The organism is Agrococcus sp. GW821-FHT14H11, assembly GCF_058803545.1.
In genome coordinates this window covers 364,719-382,132 of the sequence record NZ_JBXAPA010000001.1, presented here as the reverse complement: position 1 = coordinate 382,132, position 17,414 = coordinate 364,719, and the positions used below count along the sequence as shown (strand labels likewise).

Here is a 17,414-nt window from a genome sequence, read left to right as displayed (position 1 = left end):
CCCGCCTCACGGGATGGGCGGCATCCCGTCTGGCAGGTCGACCGGCCCTGTGACGGCTCGCGGCGCACGCGCTCGCGTCGCCGTGATCGCGACGCCGGCGGAGGCGATCGCGACCAGCGCGATCGCGATCGCGTCGAGGGCTCCGACGTGCTCCGACAGGAGCAGGAACCCGAAGAGCGCCGCGCTGGCGGGCTCGAGGGCCATGAACACGCCGAACGCGTGCGCGCTGATGCGCCGCAGCGCCAGCAGCTCGAGCCCGTAGGCGAGCACGCTCGACAGCAGTGCGACGAGCGCTGCCGGACCGAGCACGGCGGGCGATGCGGCGACCGCCGCCACCGCGGCCGGTGCGCCGAACGGCAGCGCCACGAGCGCGCCGACCAGCATGGCGGCGGAGAGCCCGCTGAGACCCGGCACCTTCGCGCCCACGCGCTGCGACAGCAGGATGTAGCCGCCCCAGCAGGCGCCCGCGAGGAGCGCGAGCACGCAGCCCACGATGTCGAGGCTCCCCTCGAAGCCCTGCGCGGCGATGATCGCCACGCCCGCCGCCGCGCACAGGACCCACGCGACGTCGGCGATCCGGCGCGAGTGCAGGAGCGCGACGGCGAGCGGGCCGACGAGCTCCAGCGTCACCGCCACCGACAGCGGGATCCGCTCCAGCGATGCGTAGTAGAGGAGGTTCATGGTGCCGAGCACCGCGCCGAACGCCACGACGTCCAGCACCGTCGAGCGCGCCCATCCCCCCGGTCGTGGTCGCGCCACGGCGAGCATCACCGCCGCGGCCAGGAGCAGTCGCACGAAGGTCAGGCCGGCGGGGGAGATCTCATCGAAGATCGACTTGCCGATCGCGGCGCCGAGCTGCACCGAGCTGATCGATGCGAGGACGAGCACGACGCCGATCAGCGGGGCGATCCAGGCGGCTGACGAGCGTCTCATCGGTGTCGACGATAGCGATGGTGGGCGCACGCGTCGGCGCGACGGCGAGAGCCGGATGCGGAGGCCCGCTGAGCCGGGAGGTCACGATTTGGTCTCGCGGTCTTCCGAGGGCGCCACACGTATGTAATATGTCACACACCGCCGCAAGGCATTGCAACGAAGCATCCTGAGGAGCCCCATGTCTGCATTCTCCCCGCGCCCCGCGCGCCTGATCACCGCTCTGCTGGCCGCGGGCGCCGTCGCGGTCACGGCCGGCTGCTCCGGCGGCCTCGCCGGGGGCGCCGGCGCCTCGGAGGGCGCAGAGGGCCCCATCACCCTCGGCATGCTCGCGCCCTTCTCGGGCAGCGAGTCCGCCTTCGGGGAGTACATGCAGAACGGCGCGCAGCTCGCGATCGACGAGATCAACGAGGCAGGCGGCGTCCTCGGGCAGCAGCTCGAGCTCGTCGTCGAGGACGACGCGTGCGACGCGACTGCCTCCGTCGCGGCCGCGAACAAGCTCGTGACGCAGGGCATCGTGGCCTCGGTCGGCGGCTACTGCTCGGGCGCCACGCTGCCGACGCTCCCGATCTTCGACGAGGCCGGCATCCCGATGGTGATCCCTGCGGCGAACTCCAACGACCTGCCCGACGCGGGCCTGCCCGGCGTCTTCCTCATCAACGGCACCGGTACCCAGCAGGCGCAGGCTGCTGTGCAGTACGCGCAGCAGGAGGGCGCGACCACCGTCGCGGTCATCGACGACGCGACGAGCTACTCGGCCGACCTCGCCGGCGCATTCGTCGAGCAGGCGAACGAGGCGGGAGTCGAGGTCGCGTTCGAGGCGACCGTCACCCCGGGCGAGAACGACTACGCCTCCGTCGCGACGCAGCTGGCGCAGACTGCTCCAGACTTCGTCTACTGGACGGGCTACTACCAGGAGGGCGCCCTGATCAACCGTCAGGCTGCCGACGCCGGCTACGAGGGCGTCTTCATGGTGGCCGACGGCTCGATCGACGCCAGCTTCGCCGAGATCACCGGCGAGGGCTACACCGAGAACGTCGTGGGCACCTTCACGCAGACGCCCGACATGCTGACGGGCGCCGAGGACTGGATCGCCGACTACGAGGAGCTCGCGGGCGAGCGCCCGGGCCCGTACTCGACGCAGGCCTACGACGCCGTCCGGATCGTCGCGCAGGCGATGGAGGATGCGGGCAGCACGGAGTTCGAGGCCGTGGTCGAGGCGCTCGAGGGCCTCGACGGCTTCGAGACTTTCGCCGGACCGCTGACCTTCACCGAGAACCACACGCGTGAGAGCGGCGGCTTCGTGATCGTCTCGATCGACGAGGAGACCGGGGAGTTCGTGCTCGAGGACGACCTGCAGGGCTGACGACCGCGGAGGGCGGGGCTCGCGCTCCGCCCTCCACCATCCCTGACGACCCCGGAAGGAGCCGCACCACCGTGATGCAGCTCATCTGGAACGGCCTCATCGTCGGCTCGTTCTACTCTCTCGTCGCACTCGGCTACTCGATGGTCTACGGCATCATCAAGCTGCTGAACTTCGCCCACGGCGACATCTACATGCTCGGCTCCTTCGTGGGCTTCCTGGTGCTGAGCTCGGTCGGCGGCATCCCCGCCTCGGCCTCCATCCCGATGCTGCTCGCGATCCTGCTGCTCGCGATGGTCGTGACGGGCCTCATCGGCGTCGGCATCGAGCGAGTGGCCTACCGGCCCCTGCGCAAGAGCCCCCGGCTCGCGGTGCTCATCACCGCGATCGGCGTCTCCTTCACGCTCGAGTACGGCATCCGGCAGATCTTCGGCCCCAACCCGCGCGCGTTCCCCGTGCGGCTCAGCTCGGAGTCGTTCGACGCGCTCGGCATGCGCATCTCGATGTCGCAGATCGTGCTCGTCATCGTGGCTGCGGTGCTGATGTTCGTGCTCGCCCACATCGTCGAGCGCACTCGCGAGGGTCGAGCGATGCGAGCGATCGCGCTCGACCCCCAGGCCGCGCACCTCATGGGCGTCAACGTCAACCGCGTGATCGCCACGGTGTTCTTCATCGGCTCCGCGCTCGCCGGTGCCGCGGGCGTCATGGCCGGCGCCTACTACGGCTCGATCGACTTCCTCATGGGATTCGTCATCGGCCTGAAGGCGTTCACGGCGGCCGTCATCGGCGGCATCGGCAATCTCTACGGCGCGATGCTCGGCGGCCTCCTCCTGGGGCTGCTCGAGTCGTTCGGCGCCGCCTGGCTCGGCGGCGAATGGCGAGACGTCTTCTCGTTCGCCATCTTGATCCTGATCCTGACCTTCAAGCCGACCGGACTGCTGGGCAACCGCGTCGTGGAGAGGATGTGACCATGGCCACGCAGCTGGACCAGGCGCTCAAGCACGCGCCGCTGCGCGCTCCGGCGCCGCTCTTCGAGCGCAGCAGGCCGGCCTCGGGCCCGCGCTCGCAGCAGGGCTTCATGCGGATCCTCGGCCTGCTCGGCGTCGTGCTGCTGCTCGCGCTGCCCTTCATCGACGCGAGCGCGTACACGATCTCGATCGCGACGAGCGCGCTCATCTACATCATGCTCTGCATGGGCCTCAACGTGGTGGTCGGCTACGCCGGCCTCCTCGACCTCGGCTACATCGCGTTCTTCGCGGTCGGCGCCTACGTCTCCGGCATCCTCACGACGACCCTCGGCTGGCCGATGTGGGCGGCGGTGCCCGCGACGATCCTCGCCTGCGTGGTCGCCGGCATCATCATCGGCGGCCCGACGCTGCGGCTGCGCAGCGACTACCTCGCGATCGTGACGCTCGGCTTCGGCGAGATCATCCGCATCACGGCGAACAACCTCGACGTGACCGGCGGCCCCTCGGGCATCAGCGGCATCCCCACGTGGGAGTTCGGCGACTGGAGCTTCCGGGACGGGCTCGACCTCTTCGGGCTGCAGTTCTCCGGATCGATCATCTTCTACTACTTCGTCGCCGTCATCGTGGTGACCGTCGGCATCATCGGCCTCGGGCGCCTGTCGCGCGGGCGCATGGGGCGGGCCTGGAAGGCGGTCCGCGACGACGAGGACGCCGCCGAGGCGATGGGCATCAACACCTACGTCACGAAGATCTCGGCCTACATCATCGGTGCGGTCTGGGCCGGCCTCGCAGGCCAGCTCATGGCGACGCACCTGACGGCAATCAGCCCGAACTCCTTCCACTTCCTTTACTCGGCGCTCATCCTTATGGCCGTCGTGCTCGGCGGCATGGGGTCGACGCCCGGCGTGATCATCGGCGCGCTGTTCGTCTCGCTCGCGCCGGAGCTGCTGCGCGAGTTCTCGGAGTGGCGCTTCCTGATCTTCGGCGTGCTGCTGGTCGTGGTGATGATCTTCCGGCCGTCGGGGCTCTGGCCCGCGACCGCGGTCCTGCCCTGGGTGCGCGCCCACAAGCCGAGGGCATGGCCCGCGACCGCGCCGATCGAGTCGATCGACGACCGGGCGGTGAACGGTCCCGCACCGCTCGACGCCGGCCCGGACGATCCGTCTTCCGACGACCCCGCTGACGACAAGGAGGTCAGGCGATGACCGCGCTGCTCGAGGTCCGCGACCTCCACCTCCGCTTCGGCGGCGTCAAGGCCGTCGACGGGCTCTCGTTCGACGTCCGGGAGGGCGAGATCCTCGCGGTCATCGGTCCCAACGGCGCCGGCAAGACGAGCGCCTTCAACTGCATCTCCGGCTTCTATCGGCCGACGAGCGGCTCGATCGACTTCGAGGGCCGATCCATCATGAAGGTGCTGCCCTCGACGATCACCCGCCGCGGCATGGCGCGCACGTTCCAGAACCTCCGCCTCTTCAAGGAGATGACGGTCCTCGACAACGTGAAGACTGCCATGCACGGCAACCTGCGCGAGGGCTTCCTCGACAACCTCCTGCACACGCCGCGCTACCGCCGAGCCGAGGAGGCGTGCGCCCGCGAGGCGCGCGGCTGGCTCGACTTCGTCGGGTTCGAGGGCGATGAGCAGCTCTACGTCACGAACCTCCCGTACGGGGAGCAGCGGCGCGTCGAGATCGCCCGCGCGCTCGCCACGAGCCCCAAGCTGCTCCTGCTCGACGAGCCGGCGGCCGGACTGAACTACGGCGAGAAGCAGGGCCTCATGCGGCTGATCCGCAAGATCCGCGAGCTCGGTGTCGGCATCGTGCTCATCGAGCACGACATGGGGCTCGTGATGGAGCTCGCCGAGCGCATCGTCGTCCTCAACTACGGCAAGGAGATCGCCGACGGCACGCCCGCCGAGATCAAGGCGGATCCCGTCGTCATCGAGGCCTACCTCGGCGCCGACGATGATGGAGCGGTCGATGACACCACGCTCACCGACATGGTCGACGTCGTCGAGCCGGACGCCGAGGGCAACGAGGAGGATCCAGCATGAGCTGGCTCGAGGTCACCGAGGCCGACGTCTACTACGGCCGCGTGCACGCGCTGCGGCAGCTCTCCTTCGAGGTCGAGGAGGGCGAGATCGTCTGCCTGCTCGGCAACAACGGCGCTGGCAAGTCGACCACCATGAACGTCCTCTCGGGCCTCGTGCGCCCCAAGAGCGGCGTCGTGCGCTGGGACGGCATCGACCTCGGCACGGCCAAGCCCTGGGACATCGTCTCCCGCGGGCTGGTCCACGTGCCCGAGGGCCGCCGGATCTTCTCGACCATGACGGTGCACGACAACCTGCTGCTGGGCGGCTACACGGTCAAGGACCAGAAGGCGATCGCGGAACGCGTCGACCTCGCCTACTCGCTCATGCCCAGGCTCGCCGAGCGGCGCAAGCAGCAGGGAGGGACGCTCTCCGGCGGCGAGCAGCAGATGCTCGCCATCGGCCGGGCGCTCGTCGCCGGACCGCGGCTCCTGCTGCTCGATGAGCCCTCGATGGGACTCGCGCCGCTGGTCGTGAAGCAGGTGATGGAGATCATCTCCGCGGTCAACCGCCAGGGCACGACCGTGCTGCTGGTCGAGCAGAACGCTCGTGCCGCCCTCCGCATCGCCGACCGCGCCTACGTCGTCGAGACGGGGCATGTGACGCTGCAGGGAGCGGCGGCGGAGCTCGCGAAGGATTCGCGCGTCGTGGACGCGTACCTGGGCGCCTGACCGTGCGCGTCCTCGTGATCGGCGCCGGCGTGATCGGCGCGGCGTGCGCCCTGCGGCTCTCGCAGGCTGGCGCGGAGGTGCTGCTCGTTGACCGCTCGGGTGTCGCCGCTGAGACGTCGAGCCGCTGCGAGGGCAACGTGCTCGTGAGCGACAAGAGCGCGGATGCGTCACTGCGGGCCGAGGCGGAGCTCGCGATCGCCTCCAACGCGATGTGGCGAGAGCTCGCGGCCCAGCTCGACGCGGAGCGCGGCGACGGCCCGGCGACCGAGTTCGAGGCCAAGGGCGGCATCGTCGTCGCCTTCCCCGGCAACGCGGAGGCGCTCGAGCGCTTCGCCGACGGCCAGCGCTCCATCGGCATCCGCGCGCATGCCGTCGATCGCGCGGCGCTCGCAGACCTGGAGCCGGATCTCGCACCCGAGGTTGCGCTGGGCGTCCACTACCCCGACGACGCGCAGGTGCAGCCGTCGCTCGCGACGCAGTCCATGGCGGCAGCCGCGCTGCGCCGGGGCGCGCGACTCGTGCGGGCAGAGGTGACGGGTGCGCGGCTGCAGGGCGAGCGCATCGTCGGCGTCGAGACGACCGCGGGGCCGATCGACGCGGATGCGGTGGTCGTGTGCGCGGGCCCGTGGTCCGGCGAGGTGTCGGCTCGGCTCGGAGGGGCCATCGACATCCGCCCGAGACGCGGGACGATCCTCGTCACGACCCCGATGCCCCAGCGCATCCGCCACAAGGTCTACGACGCCGACTACGTCGGCGCGGTCGGATCGGGAGCGGCCGAGCTGCAGACCTCGACCGTCGTCGAGTCGACGCCCGCCGGCACCGTGCTCATCGGCTCGAGCCGGGAGCGCGTCGGCTTCGACGAGACGGGCACGCTGCCCGCGCTCGCCGAGATCGCCGCCAAGGCCACCCGGCTCTTCCCGTTCCTCGCCGACGTGCAGCTGCTGCGGACCTACTCGGGGTTCCGCCCCTATGCGCGCGACCACCTGCCGGTCATCGGCCCGGATCTCAGGGTCGCGGGCCTCTTCCACGCGGCCGGTCACGAAGGCGCGGGGATCGGCCTCGCGCCCGCCACTGCTGCGCTGATCGCGCACCATGTGCTCGGTGCCGCCGCCCCGCTCGACGCCGCGCCGTTCCTGCCGAGCAGGCCCAGCCTGATGGGAGCAGCGGCATGAGCGCGACGTTCGAGTTCGCGGGGGAGCCGATCGAGGCGCGCCAGGGCCAGACGATCGCGGGCGCCCTGCTCGCGGCCGGCCGCGTGTCCTGGCGCACCGCCGCCGGCGCCGAGCGCGGCGTGTTCTGCGGCATCGGCGTGTGCCACGACTGCGTCGTGACGGTCAACGGCGCGTCGGGCGTGCGCGCCTGCCTGCGCACCGCGAGCGACGGCGACGTCGTGCTGCCGGAGGAGCGATGAGCCAGCGGCACGTGCTCATCCTGGGCGCAGGGCCCGCTGGCCTCGCGGCCGCTCGGGGCGCGCTCGAGGAGGGTGCGCGCGTCACGCTCGTCGACGAGGGCGAGCGTCTTGGCGGCCAGTTCTGGCGCCACCACGAGCAGCTGACCGATCCCCGTCTCCAGCACGGCTGGTCGCGGTTCGTCGAGCTGCGCGGCGTCATCGCAGGAGCCCTCGAGTCGGGCAGCGCCTCCCTGCTGCAGCGCGCAGCGGTGTGGCGGGTCGACGCGGCCTCCATGCGCGTGCATGCCCTCGTCGGCATGGCGGATGCCCCCGGTCGCCGTCGCGTCGACGTCGCGGCCGACGCGATCGTGCTCGCGACGGGCGCGCACGACCGGGCCCTCCCCATCCCCGGGTGGACGCTGCCCGGCGTCACGACTGCGGGTGCGGCGCAGTCGCTCGCGAAGCGCGACGGCGTGACGGTCGGGAACCGCACGCTCGTGGCGGGCGCGGGGCCCTTCCTGCTCCCGGTGGCGGAGTCCATCGCGCTCGCGGGTGGCGAGGTGGTCGAGGTGCTCGAGGCCTCGCGTGTGCGCGCGCTCGTGCGCGGCTGGGGCGCCCGGCCGTGGGAGCTCGTCTCGGCGACCGGCAAGCTCGGCGAGCTGAGCGGGTACGCCGCTTCGCTCCTGCGCGGGCGCACGCCGTATCGCACGGGCCACGGCGTCGTGCGGATCCTGGGCGGACGTCGGGTCGAGGCGGCGGTGGTCGCGCGCCTGGATCACGACTGGCGACCGCTGCCGGGCACCGAGCGCGAGGTCGAGTGCGATGCCGTCGCGCTCGGCCACGGCTTCGTGCCCCGCATCGACGCGGCGCTGCAGGCGGGCTGCGCCGTCGGCGAGGCGCCGCCCGGGGAGCCGCGCTTCGTGCTGGTCGACTCGCTGCAGCGCACGAGCGCGGACGGGATCTTCGCCGCGGGCGAGATCACCGGCATCGGGGGCGCCGACGCGGCGCTCGTCGAGGGCGAGATCGCCGGACGAGCGGCCGCGGGCGGCCGCTCCCGGTCCCTCGATCGGGCGATCCGACTTCGGCGGCGCACGGATGCGTTCGCGCGGAGGCTCGAGGACGCCCACGGCATCCGCGACGGCTGGCGCACGTGGCTCGAGGACGACACGCTGATCTGCCGCTGCGAGTCGGTCGACACCGCGACGATCGTCCGCGCCGCGGGCAGCGCGTCGCGAGCGATGCGGCTCGCGACACGCGCGGGTCTCGGTGCCTGCCAGGGGCGCACGTGCGGCCTGAGCGTCGAGGCGATCTGCGGCGAGCGGCTCGGGCTCGATGCCCGCCCCGTGCTCGCGCCGATGCGCATCGGCGAGCTCGCCGCCGCCGCAGAGCCGGGGAGTTGACGGGCTCCGCGGTATGTAATATGTTACATACTACGGCCCCGCATCGGCGCGGGACCGCTTCAGCACCCTGCAAGGAGCAGTCATGAGCAGCAGCATGGATCTCGGCGGCGTCGTGGTCGCAACGACCCTCGCCTTCCAGGAGGACGCCTCGGCCCCCGCCGGCCTCGCGGTCGACTACGACCGCTTCGGCGAGCACGTCGACTTCCTCATGGCGAACGGCTGCCGCGGCGTGGGTCCGAACGGCTCGCTCGGCGAGTACTCCTCGCTCACCGACGACGAGCGCCGCAAGGTGATCCAGGTCGCGCGCGAGGCCGTCGGCGACCGCGGCATCGTGATCGCGGGCGTGCACGGCGTCGGCAGCCACCAGGCCCGCCACTGGGCAGAGCTCGCGGCCGAGGACGGCGCCGACGGCGTGCTCCTGCTGCCGCCGACGCTCTACCGCGCCAACGAGGGCGAGGTCATCGCGCACTTCGCGGAGGTCGCGAAGGTCGGGCTGCCGATCATGGCCTACAACAACCCCTTCGACACGAAGGTCGACCTCGTGCCGTCGCTCGTCGCCAAGCTCGCCGAGATCCCGGAGGTCGTGGCGATCAAGGAGTTCTCGGGCGACGTGCGCCGCGTGTACGAGATCCGCGAGCTGTGCGACATCGACGTCATCGCGGGCGCCGACGACGTGCTCCTCGAGATGATGATCAACGGCGCGGTCGGCTGGTTCGCCGGCTACCCCAATGCGTTCCCGAAGGAGGCCGTCGAGCTCTACGATCTGCTCGTGGCGGGCAGCTGGCAGCAGGCGAGGGAGCTCTACGAGCACCTCGTCCCCGTCTTCCGCTGGGACTCGAAGACCGAGTTCGTGCAGGCGATCAAGCTCTCGATGGACATCTGCGGCAACAGCTACGGCGGCCAGACGCGCCCGCCGCGCGGGCCGCTCTCCGAGGCGCAGCGCGCCCAGGTGACCGCCGACACCGAGCGGGCGCTGGCCGCGATCCGCGCACGCGCACTGGGCGCCGAGCAGGCGCTCGCGGGCGCCCGCTGATGCGGGCGAGCCGCGCCTTCCAGGCGGTCGACTCCCACACCGAGGGGATGCCGACCCGCGTCGTGACGGGCGGCGTCGGGGTCATCCCCGGCGCCACCGCCAACGAGCGGCGGCTCCACGCCATCGAGCACCTCGACGGCGCGCTGCGCGGCCTGCTCATGCACGAGCCGCGCGGCCACGCCGCGATGTCCGGCGCCATCCTGCAGCCCTCCACCCGTGAGGACTGCGACTGGGGCGTCGTCTACATCGAGGCGTCCGGCTTCCTGCCGATGTGCGGCCACGGCACGATCGGCGTCGCGACCGTGCTCGTCGAGACCGGCATGGTCGAGGTGACCGAGCCGGTCACCGAGATCCGGCTCGACGTGCCCGCAGGGGTGGTCGTCGCGCGCGTCGAGGTGGAGGCGGGGAAGGCCAAGCGCGTCACGATCGAGAACGTGCCGTCGTTCGTCGAGCGGCTCGACGCGCGCATCGAGGTGCCCGGCTACGGCACCGTCCCCTACTCGGTCGCCTGGGGCGGCAACTTCTATGCGCTCGTCGACCTCGACGACGTCGGCCTCCCCTTCGACCGTGCCCGCAAGGACGACATCCTCGCGTGCGGCCTCGCGATCATGGAGGCCATCAACGACCAGGCCCCGCCGATGCATCCGACCCTCGAGGGCTCGAACCACGTGCACCACGTCGAGTTCATCGCTCCGGGGTCGGATGCGGCGCGATCGCGCCATGCGATGGCCATCCACCCGGGGTGGTTCGACCGGTCGCCCTGCGGCACCGGCACGAGCGCGAGGATGGCCGAGCTGCACGCTCGCGGGGAGCTCGCGCTCGAGACCGACTTCGTGAACGAGTCGTTCATCGGCACGGAGTTCACCGGCAGGCTGCTGCGGCAGGCCACGGTGGGCGATCGCGACGCGGTCGTGCCCACCATCTCCGGCAGGGCGTGGATCACCGGATTCGGCACCTACCTGCTCGACCCGACCGACCCGTTCCCGCACGGGTTCGAGTTCTGAGACTGGAGTGAGCATGACCGAGATCGACATCGACGCCGTCGCCGCCCGCGCCGAGGCGGCCGCCCGGCCCTTCGCCGGCACCGCACCCCGCGAGCGGGCCGCCGCGCTCACCGCTGTCGCGGACGCGCTCGACGCGGCCGCGCCCCGCCTCATCGAGATCGCGATGCGCGAGACCGGCCTGACGGAGGCTCGCCTGACCGGCGAGGTGCGCCGCACCTCCAACCAGCTGCGGCTCTTCGCCGAGACGATCGTCGACGGCTCCTACCTCGATGCGCGAATCGACGCGCCCGACCCTGACTACGTGATCGGGCCGCGCCCCGACGTGCGGCGGGTGCTCGAGCCGGTCGGTCCGGTCCTCAACTTCGCGGCCAGCAACTTCCCCTTCGCGTTCTCGGTCGCCGGCGGCGACTCGGCCGCGGCGCTCGCTGCGGGTTGCCCGCTCATCGTCAAGGCGCACTCTGGCCACCTCGAGCTCTCGCGCGCCACAGCCGAGGTCGTCGAGCGGGCGCTCGTCGAGGCGGGCATGCCCGACGGCGTCTTCCAGCTCATCGAGGGGCAGGCCAACGGCACCGCGATGCTCGAGCACCCGGCGATCCGTGCGGCCGCGTTCACCGGATCGGGGCGCGTCGGGCGCATGCTGGCCGACATCGCCGCGGCCAGGCCGCGCCCCATCCCCTTCTACGGCGAGCTGGGCTCCGTCAACCCCGCCTACGCGACTGCCGGGGCCGTGCGGGCCGAGCCCGATCTGCTCGCGGGCTTCGTCGCGTCCGTCGCCGGCTCTGCCGGGCAGCTGTGCACGAAGCCCGGCTTCCTCTTCGTGCCCTCTGACGCCGACCTCGGCGAGGTGTCGCGCGCGGCGACCGGGCTCCCCGAGCACCGCCTGCTCAACCCCGGCATCGGCCGTGCCTTCGAGGGCCGCCGGGCCGAGGTGCTCAGCGCCGAGGGCGTGCACGTGCTCGCCGAGGGCGAGCTGCGGGTCGACGACGACGAGCAGCGCTGGGCGACCCCGACGATCGTCGAGGTCTCGGCGAGCGATCTCGAGGCGGCGGGCGACGCGCTCCTCGAGGAGTCGTTCGGGCCGCTGTCGGTCATCGTGCGCTACGACGACCTCGACGAGCTCCCGGCGCTGCACGAGCGGCTCTTCCCGGGCAACCTGACCTCCACTGTGCATGCGACCGACGACGAGGCTGACGCCGTGCGCCCCCTCGTCGACGCCCTCTCGGAGACGAGCGGCCGAGTGCTGTTCGGCGGCTGGCCGACGGGCGTCTCGGTCACGAGCGCGATGCAGCACGGCGGCCCGTACCCGGCGACCACGACCGACGCGACGAGCGTCGGGACGGCTGCCATCACCCGCTTCCTGCGCGGCGTCGCCTACCAGAACGCGCCGCAGTCGCTGCTGCCCGAGCCGCTGCAGGACGCGAACCCGTGGGGCGTGCCGCAGCGCCGCGGCGAGGCTGGCCTCTCGAGCGGCTGGGGCAGCCTGCAGGGCCGCTACTGAGCCGATGCCGTGAGGGCCGGGGCGATGCCTCGGCCCTCCACCGTCCCCGGAGCGGCGCTCAGCGCAGGCTGAAGCCCTGGGCGAGCGGGTCGCGAGGGTCGAGCTCGAAGGTGCTCGCGCCGACGCGGTAGGCCATGCCGGTCACCTCGGGCACCACGGCGCCGGGGAGGACCTCGGCGACGCGGGCGGTGAAGCGGGTCCCGATGATGGAGTCGTGCGTCAGCACCTCGTCCTCGGCGAGCAGCCCGCGCTCGTGCAGCAGCGCCACGCGCGAGGCGGTGCCCGAGCCGCACGGGCTCCGGTCGACCTCGCCGTCGGCGAAGACCGTGACGTTGCGCTGGTGGGGACCCACAGCATCCGCCCCCTCGAGCCGCCCGAGGTCGTCGACCAGGATCGTGCCGTAGACGCCCGAGAGCCGATCGTCGTCGAGCTGCGCGGCCGGGTGCCGGTCGAGCGCCCACTTGATCTCGCGGCCGATGGCGATGAGCTCGGTGGTGTCCCGAGGCTCGACCGAGAGGCCCACGGATGCGGCGGGCAGCGTCGCGTAGACCGCCCCGCCGAAGACGAGGTCGACCGCCACCTGGCCGCGGCTGGTCTCGAGCGGGATGCCGCTCGCGAGCACGCGCGAGGGGACGTTGCGGAAGACGACCTCGACGGTGCGCCCGCCGTCTCGGCGCACGACGGCCTGCACCCGGCCGCTCGGCACGTCGATCGTCACGGTGGCCTCGCCGTCGTCGGGAGCCGCGACCCGACCGGTCTCGACCGCCCAGGCGCCGAGTGCGATCGTGCCGTGGCCGCACGCGGTCGAGAAGCCGTCCTTGTGCCAGAAGAGCACGCCGAAGTCGGCGCCGTCGTCGTCCGGCGGCGTGATGAACCCGCCGTACATGTCGTCGTGCCCGCGCGGCTCGAGGCACAGGAAGCGGCGCGCCGCGTCGGGCTCGCCCGTCATCGCGCGCACCCGCCGCTCGGCGACGGTCGCGCCCTCGGTCTCGACGCTCGTGACGATGCGGAACGGCTCGCCCGCGGTGTGCCAGTCCTCGGTGCTGATGCGCATCATCGCTCCTTCGCGCTCGGCGCGACGGCGAGGGCCGCCACGCACAGGTCCTGCCAGCCCATGCCGCAGGTCTTGATGACCCGCGGCCGGGAGCGGTCGACCGGCACGGCGCCCGCGACGATGTCGCGCATGGGCGCGAGCTGCTCGAACGCGATGCGGCCCTCGCCGACGGCCATGATGACGTCGCCCGCCTCGGCCCGAGCCACCGCATCCGTCTCGACGACGACCTGGCTGCGGCCGATGAGGCCGCCGGGCAGCTCGCGCGCGCCCGGCTCGTGCGAGCCGACTGCCGCGATCACCACATGGTCGCCCACCAGCCTCTCGTCGAAGAGCGGCTCGCGGGCGGTCGTGGCCGCGACCACGATGTCGGCTCGACGCACGTCGTCGGGCGACCCGACACGCGCGTCGAGCCCCATCGCGCGCACCGCTGCGGCGGCGTGCTCGGCCTTCGCGGGGTCGCGCCCGACGAGCGTGACGCGAGCGAGCGACGGCCGGATCGCCGCCATCGCCTCGGCGTGCCGGATGCCCTGGGGCCCCGTGCCGAAGACGACGAGCTCGGTAGCGTCGGGCTCGGCGAGGAGGTCGAGGACCGCGGCGCTCACAGCGGGGGTGCGGATGCTCGTGAGCTCTGTGCCGTCGAGGATGGCGGTCGGCGCGAGCGTCTCGCCGTCGAGCAGGATGTAGATGCCCTGGATCCGCTCGAGCCCGCGCGCTGGGTTGCCGGGCGCGACGGTGGCGAACTTCTGCCCGGCCCAGCCGCCCGCGGCGGCGGGCATCAGCAGCAGCTGTCCGTGCGCGACGTCGAGCAGCTGGCGGGGGAGCGCGTCGGCGGGGTCGAAGCCGGATCGCAGCAGCTCCTGCAGCCCGCGGATCGCGTCGAGCATGGGGACGCGCTCGGCGAGCTGGTCGCCGTCGATGAGCTCGACGCGCTCGAAGATGCCTGCCATGCCCACTCGTCCTCCATCGTCGAGGTCGCGCCGTCGCGCGGGCCGCCTACCAGTAATGTGTGCCACATTACCGTCCCGTCCGCACGGTGCGGCGCTCCTCGCTCACCGGGGCGCCCGCGCGTCGCGAGACGAACGCGAGCGCGTCGACGAGGATCGAGCCGTGGCAGCAGCCTGGAGGCGACCGTGACGTTCCCCGATGACCAGTCGTCGGTGCCCGGCGCGCCCGAGCCGATCCCCGCATCCGCCCCGCCCGTCTTCACCGACCCGCTCGACGGCGCGGCCGGGCGCCCGCCGCTCGACGCCGACGGCATCGTCGTCGACGAGGTGGCCCGCAGCTTCGGCAGCGTGCAGGCCGTGCGGCAGATGACCTTCCACGCCAGGCCCGGCCGCGTGACCGCGCTCATCGGGCCGAACGGCGCCGGCAAGACCACCCTGCTGCTCATGCTCGCGTCGCTGCTCGCGCCCGACGCCGGGCAGATCCGCATCGCGGGCGCCGACCCCATGCGCGACCCCCGCGCCGTGCGGCGCGCGATGGGGTGGATGCCGGATGTGCTCGGCACGTGGCGCACGCTGTCGCCGCGGCAGATCCTCACGACCGTCGGCCGGCTGCACGGCATGCCGACGGCGGCGGCGCGGGCACGGGCCGACGAGCTCATCGTGCAGGCGCGGCTCGAGGAGCTCGCGCGGCGCCCCAGCCGCGTGCTCTCGCGCGGCCAGCAGCAGCGGCTCGGCCTCGCCCGCGCGCTCGTGCACCGCCCGCGCGTGCTGCTGCTGGACGAGCCGGCGGCGGGCCTCGACCCCACCTCCCGCCTCGAGCTGCGCGAGCTGCTGCGCGGCTTCGCCGCCGCCGGCGGCACGGTGCTCATCTCGAGCCACGACCTCTCCGAGCTCGACGAGATCGCCGAGGACGCCGTCTTCGTCGACCGCGGCGAGGTCGTCGGCGGCGAGCGGCTCGTGCTCGCCCGGCAGGCCGCCCGCGAGTGGCGCATCCGCGCGCTCGACCCGCAGGCGCTCAGCTACCAGCTCGCCCACATCGGCGTCGCCTTCGACCGCGTGCGCATCGACGGCGACGTCGCGCACGTCGCGCTCGACCGCGAGGAGGACGCCGCCGACGTGCTCGCCCGGCTCGTGCGCGCCGGCGTCCCCATCACGCACTTCGCGCCCGCCGTCGGCGACATCGAGCGCACCTACCTCTCGCTCGCCGGAGGCCGACGATGAGCCGCACCGAGACCCCGCCCGTCGCCGACGAGGCGTCCCGCCCGGCCCCGCCCGACGCATCCGGAGCCCTCGGCTGGCTGCGGCTGCTCGGCGTCGTCGTCGGGCTCGAGCTCGCGCAGCGCGTGCGGAGCGTCGCCTGGTACGTGCTGCTCGGCGTGGTCGCGATCGTCGTCGGCGGCGTGATCACGGTGCTGTTCCTGTCGCTGCAGGGCTACCAGCGCGACCTCGGCGGCGCCATCTTCGCGATGACGATCTTCCTCGTGATGCTCGTCACGTCGCTCGTCACGCCGGCGCTCTCGGGCAACGCGATCAACGGCGACCGCGACGGCGGCACGCTCGCGTCGACGCAGGTGACGCAGGTGACGGCATCGCAGCTCGTGCTCGGCAAGGTGCTGGGCTCGTGGATCGCCTCGCTCGGCTTCCTCGCCGTGTGCACGCCGTTCATGCTCGCGTCGGCGATGCTCGGAGGCCTCCGCTGGGAGGCGGTGCTCGTCGCGATCCCCATCGTGGTGCTCGAGATCGGCGTCATCTCGGCGATCGGCGTCGGGCTCTCGGGCCTCATCCGCCGGCCGGTGCTCTCGACGGTCGTCAGCTACCTCGTCGTGGCGCTCTTCAGCGTCGGCACCCTCATCGGCTTCGGCGTCGCGACGATCGCCTTCCAGACCGAGGAGGAGCGGCAGGAGATCAGCTGGGACTACGACGAGCAGACCGGCAACGCCACGTGCGTCGAGACCGACCGCACCTACACGACCGTCGTCGCCCGGCCCGACCGGGTGTGGTGGATGCTCGCGGCCAACCCCTACGTGATCCTCGCCGACGCCATCCCGCCGCACTTCGGCGGCGACAGCTACCCCGACGACGTCTTCGGCCAGATCGGGCTCGGCGTGCGCGGGCTGCAGGAGCCGCCGCACGTCGAGTCGTGCGCCGACTACGACCCCATGGGCGGCTACCAGGGCGACTCGCCGCGCGAGATCTACGAGCGCACGGTGCCCAGCTGGTTCGTCGGGCTCGGCATCCACGTGGCGCTCGCGGCCGCGGCCGTGTGGGGCGCGATCGCCGCCGTGCGCGCCCCGGCCCGCCGGCTCGCCCCCGGCAGCCGCATCGCCTGACCCGCCCCGCCCATCCGCCCCGCCCATCCGCCCCGCCCATCCGCCCGACCCATCAGCCCGACCCGCCGCCTCTGCTCGCGCCCTCGAGCACAACGCAAGCCCCGATCGCCCGGATGGCGGGCTACCCGGCCCCGCGCCGCCTCCGCCCGCGGAACGCCCACGCCGGGCTTGCGTTGTGCGCGAGCCGCCCGGGCAGGATGGGGGCATGACGCTTCCGACCAGGGCCGCCGGGATCCAGGCGCAGCTGCGCGAGCTCGGCATCGACCGCGACGTGATCCGCTTCGACGAGGGCACGCACACCGCGAAGGCCGCCGCCGCGGCGCTCGGCATCGAGGTGGGCGCGATCGCCAACTCGCTCATCTTCTGGATGGCGGATGCGCCGCTGCTCGTGATGACGTCGGGCCGGCACCGCGTCGACACGGGCGCGCTCGCCGAGCAGCTCGGCGAGGGGCCGATCGAGCGCGCCACCCCCGAGCAGGTGCGCGCCGCGACCGGGCAGGTGATCGGCGGCGTCGCGCCGCTCGGGCACCCCGCGCCCATCCGCACGGTCGTCGACATGGCGCTCCGCGACTACCCGGAGCTCTCGGCAGCGGCAGGCACCGCAGACACCGTCTTCATGCTCACGTACGACGAGCTGCTGCGCATCACCGGCGGCGAGGAGCGCGTCGTCGGCGACTGATCGCCGGCCCCGCTGCCGCGCCGGCTCGCACCTTCCCCGAAGCATGCCCGGCCTACACTCGGGC

At 72.7% G+C, this 17,414-nt stretch carries 17 protein-coding genes; 14 read left to right on the top strand and 3 right to left on the bottom strand.

Annotated elements, in window-relative coordinates:
* Positions 1-6: 6 nt before the first annotated feature.
* Positions 7-933 carry an EamA family transporter gene (locus AC1RNL_RS01910; RefSeq protein WP_246993215.1) on the bottom strand — a complete coding sequence of 309 codons (927 nt, stop codon included), beginning with the start codon at positions 931-933 and terminating at the stop codon, positions 7-9.
* A gap of 178 nt (positions 934-1,111) precedes the next feature.
* Between AC1RNL_RS01910 and AC1RNL_RS01905 the strand changes: the two genes are divergently transcribed.
* The 11 genes from AC1RNL_RS01905 to AC1RNL_RS01855 all read left to right on the top strand — a co-directional run bounded on the left by AC1RNL_RS01905 (position 1,112) and on the right by AC1RNL_RS01855 (position 12,343).
* Positions 1,112-2,296, top strand: a complete 1,185-nt coding sequence (locus tag AC1RNL_RS01905) for a branched-chain amino acid ABC transporter substrate-binding protein (protein ID WP_246993217.1) — start codon at positions 1,112-1,114, stop codon at positions 2,294-2,296.
* 74 nt (positions 2,297-2,370) lie between these two features.
* Positions 2,371-3,261, top strand: a complete 891-nt coding sequence (locus tag AC1RNL_RS01900) for a branched-chain amino acid ABC transporter permease (protein ID WP_205649622.1) — start codon at positions 2,371-2,373, stop codon at positions 3,259-3,261.
* A gap of 2 nt (positions 3,262-3,263) precedes the next feature.
* On the top strand, positions 3,264-4,466 hold the full coding sequence (locus tag AC1RNL_RS01895; protein WP_128189228.1) for a branched-chain amino acid ABC transporter permease: 1,203 nt from the start codon (positions 3,264-3,266) through the stop codon (positions 4,464-4,466).
* Complete coding sequence (locus AC1RNL_RS01890; RefSeq protein WP_128189229.1) at positions 4,463-5,311, top strand: ABC transporter ATP-binding protein; 849 nt, start codon at positions 4,463-4,465, stop codon at positions 5,309-5,311. The genes AC1RNL_RS01895 and AC1RNL_RS01890 overlap by 4 nt, the downstream gene beginning before the upstream one ends.
* Positions 5,308-6,018, top strand: coding sequence for an ABC transporter ATP-binding protein (locus tag AC1RNL_RS01885; RefSeq protein ID WP_128189230.1), 711 nt, complete (start codon positions 5,308-5,310; stop codon positions 6,016-6,018). Before AC1RNL_RS01890 ends, AC1RNL_RS01885 begins: the two co-directional genes overlap by 4 nt.
* A gap of 2 nt (positions 6,019-6,020) precedes the next feature.
* Entirely contained in the window at positions 6,021-7,190 is a 1,170-nt protein-coding gene (locus AC1RNL_RS01880; protein ID WP_246993219.1) for an NAD(P)/FAD-dependent oxidoreductase, read from the top strand.
* The gene (locus AC1RNL_RS01875; RefSeq protein ID WP_128189232.1) at positions 7,187-7,429 is read left to right on the top strand and encodes a (2Fe-2S)-binding protein; all 243 of its coding nucleotides are present in this window, start codon (positions 7,187-7,189) and stop codon (positions 7,427-7,429) included. Before AC1RNL_RS01880 ends, AC1RNL_RS01875 begins: the two co-directional genes overlap by 4 nt.
* Complete coding sequence (locus AC1RNL_RS01870) at positions 7,426-8,808, top strand: FAD-dependent oxidoreductase (RefSeq protein WP_246993221.1); 1,383 nt, start codon at positions 7,426-7,428, stop codon at positions 8,806-8,808. Before AC1RNL_RS01875 ends, AC1RNL_RS01870 begins: the two co-directional genes overlap by 4 nt.
* Before the next feature lie 82 nt (positions 8,809-8,890).
* Positions 8,891-9,841 (top strand): dihydrodipicolinate synthase family protein, encoded by a 951-nt coding sequence (locus tag AC1RNL_RS01865; protein WP_246993223.1) that lies wholly within the window; start codon positions 8,891-8,893, stop codon positions 9,839-9,841.
* Positions 9,841-10,845 (top strand): proline racemase family protein, encoded by a 1,005-nt coding sequence (locus AC1RNL_RS01860; protein WP_128189235.1) that lies wholly within the window; start codon positions 9,841-9,843, stop codon positions 10,843-10,845. Before AC1RNL_RS01865 ends, AC1RNL_RS01860 begins: the two co-directional genes overlap by 1 nt.
* 13 nt (positions 10,846-10,858) lie before the next feature.
* Positions 10,859-12,343: an aldehyde dehydrogenase (NADP(+)) gene (locus tag AC1RNL_RS01855; RefSeq protein ID WP_128189236.1), complete on the top strand. Its 1,485-nt coding sequence runs from the start codon at positions 10,859-10,861 to the stop codon at positions 12,341-12,343.
* A gap of 58 nt (positions 12,344-12,401) precedes the next feature.
* Here AC1RNL_RS01855 and AC1RNL_RS01850 read toward each other — a convergent pair whose 3' ends face one another.
* Together AC1RNL_RS01850 and AC1RNL_RS01845 are read right to left on the bottom strand one after the other, a co-directional pair.
* Entirely contained in the window at positions 12,402-13,397 is a 996-nt protein-coding gene (locus tag AC1RNL_RS01850; RefSeq protein WP_246993225.1) for a proline racemase family protein, read from the bottom strand.
* Entirely contained in the window at positions 13,397-14,344 is a 948-nt protein-coding gene (locus tag AC1RNL_RS01845) for an ornithine cyclodeaminase family protein (protein ID WP_246993227.1), read from the bottom strand. Before AC1RNL_RS01845 ends, AC1RNL_RS01850 begins: the two co-directional genes overlap by 1 nt.
* Positions 14,345-14,527: 183 nt before the next feature.
* On the opposite strand from AC1RNL_RS01845, the gene AC1RNL_RS01840 reads away from it, so the two are divergent.
* From AC1RNL_RS01840 to AC1RNL_RS01830, 3 genes are all read left to right on the top strand, one after another.
* The gene (locus tag AC1RNL_RS01840) at positions 14,528-15,562 is read left to right on the top strand and encodes an ABC transporter ATP-binding protein (RefSeq protein ID WP_492934254.1); all 1,035 of its coding nucleotides are present in this window, start codon (positions 14,528-14,530) and stop codon (positions 15,560-15,562) included.
* Positions 15,559-16,671: an ABC transporter permease gene (locus tag AC1RNL_RS01835; RefSeq protein WP_310122477.1), complete on the top strand. Its 1,113-nt coding sequence runs from the start codon at positions 15,559-15,561 to the stop codon at positions 16,669-16,671. Before AC1RNL_RS01840 ends, AC1RNL_RS01835 begins: the two co-directional genes overlap by 4 nt.
* A 205-nt stretch (positions 16,672-16,876) precedes the next feature.
* Positions 16,877-17,350, top strand: coding sequence for a YbaK/EbsC family protein (locus AC1RNL_RS01830; protein ID WP_492934253.1), 474 nt, complete (start codon positions 16,877-16,879; stop codon positions 17,348-17,350).
* Positions 17,351-17,414: the final 64 nt, after the last annotated feature.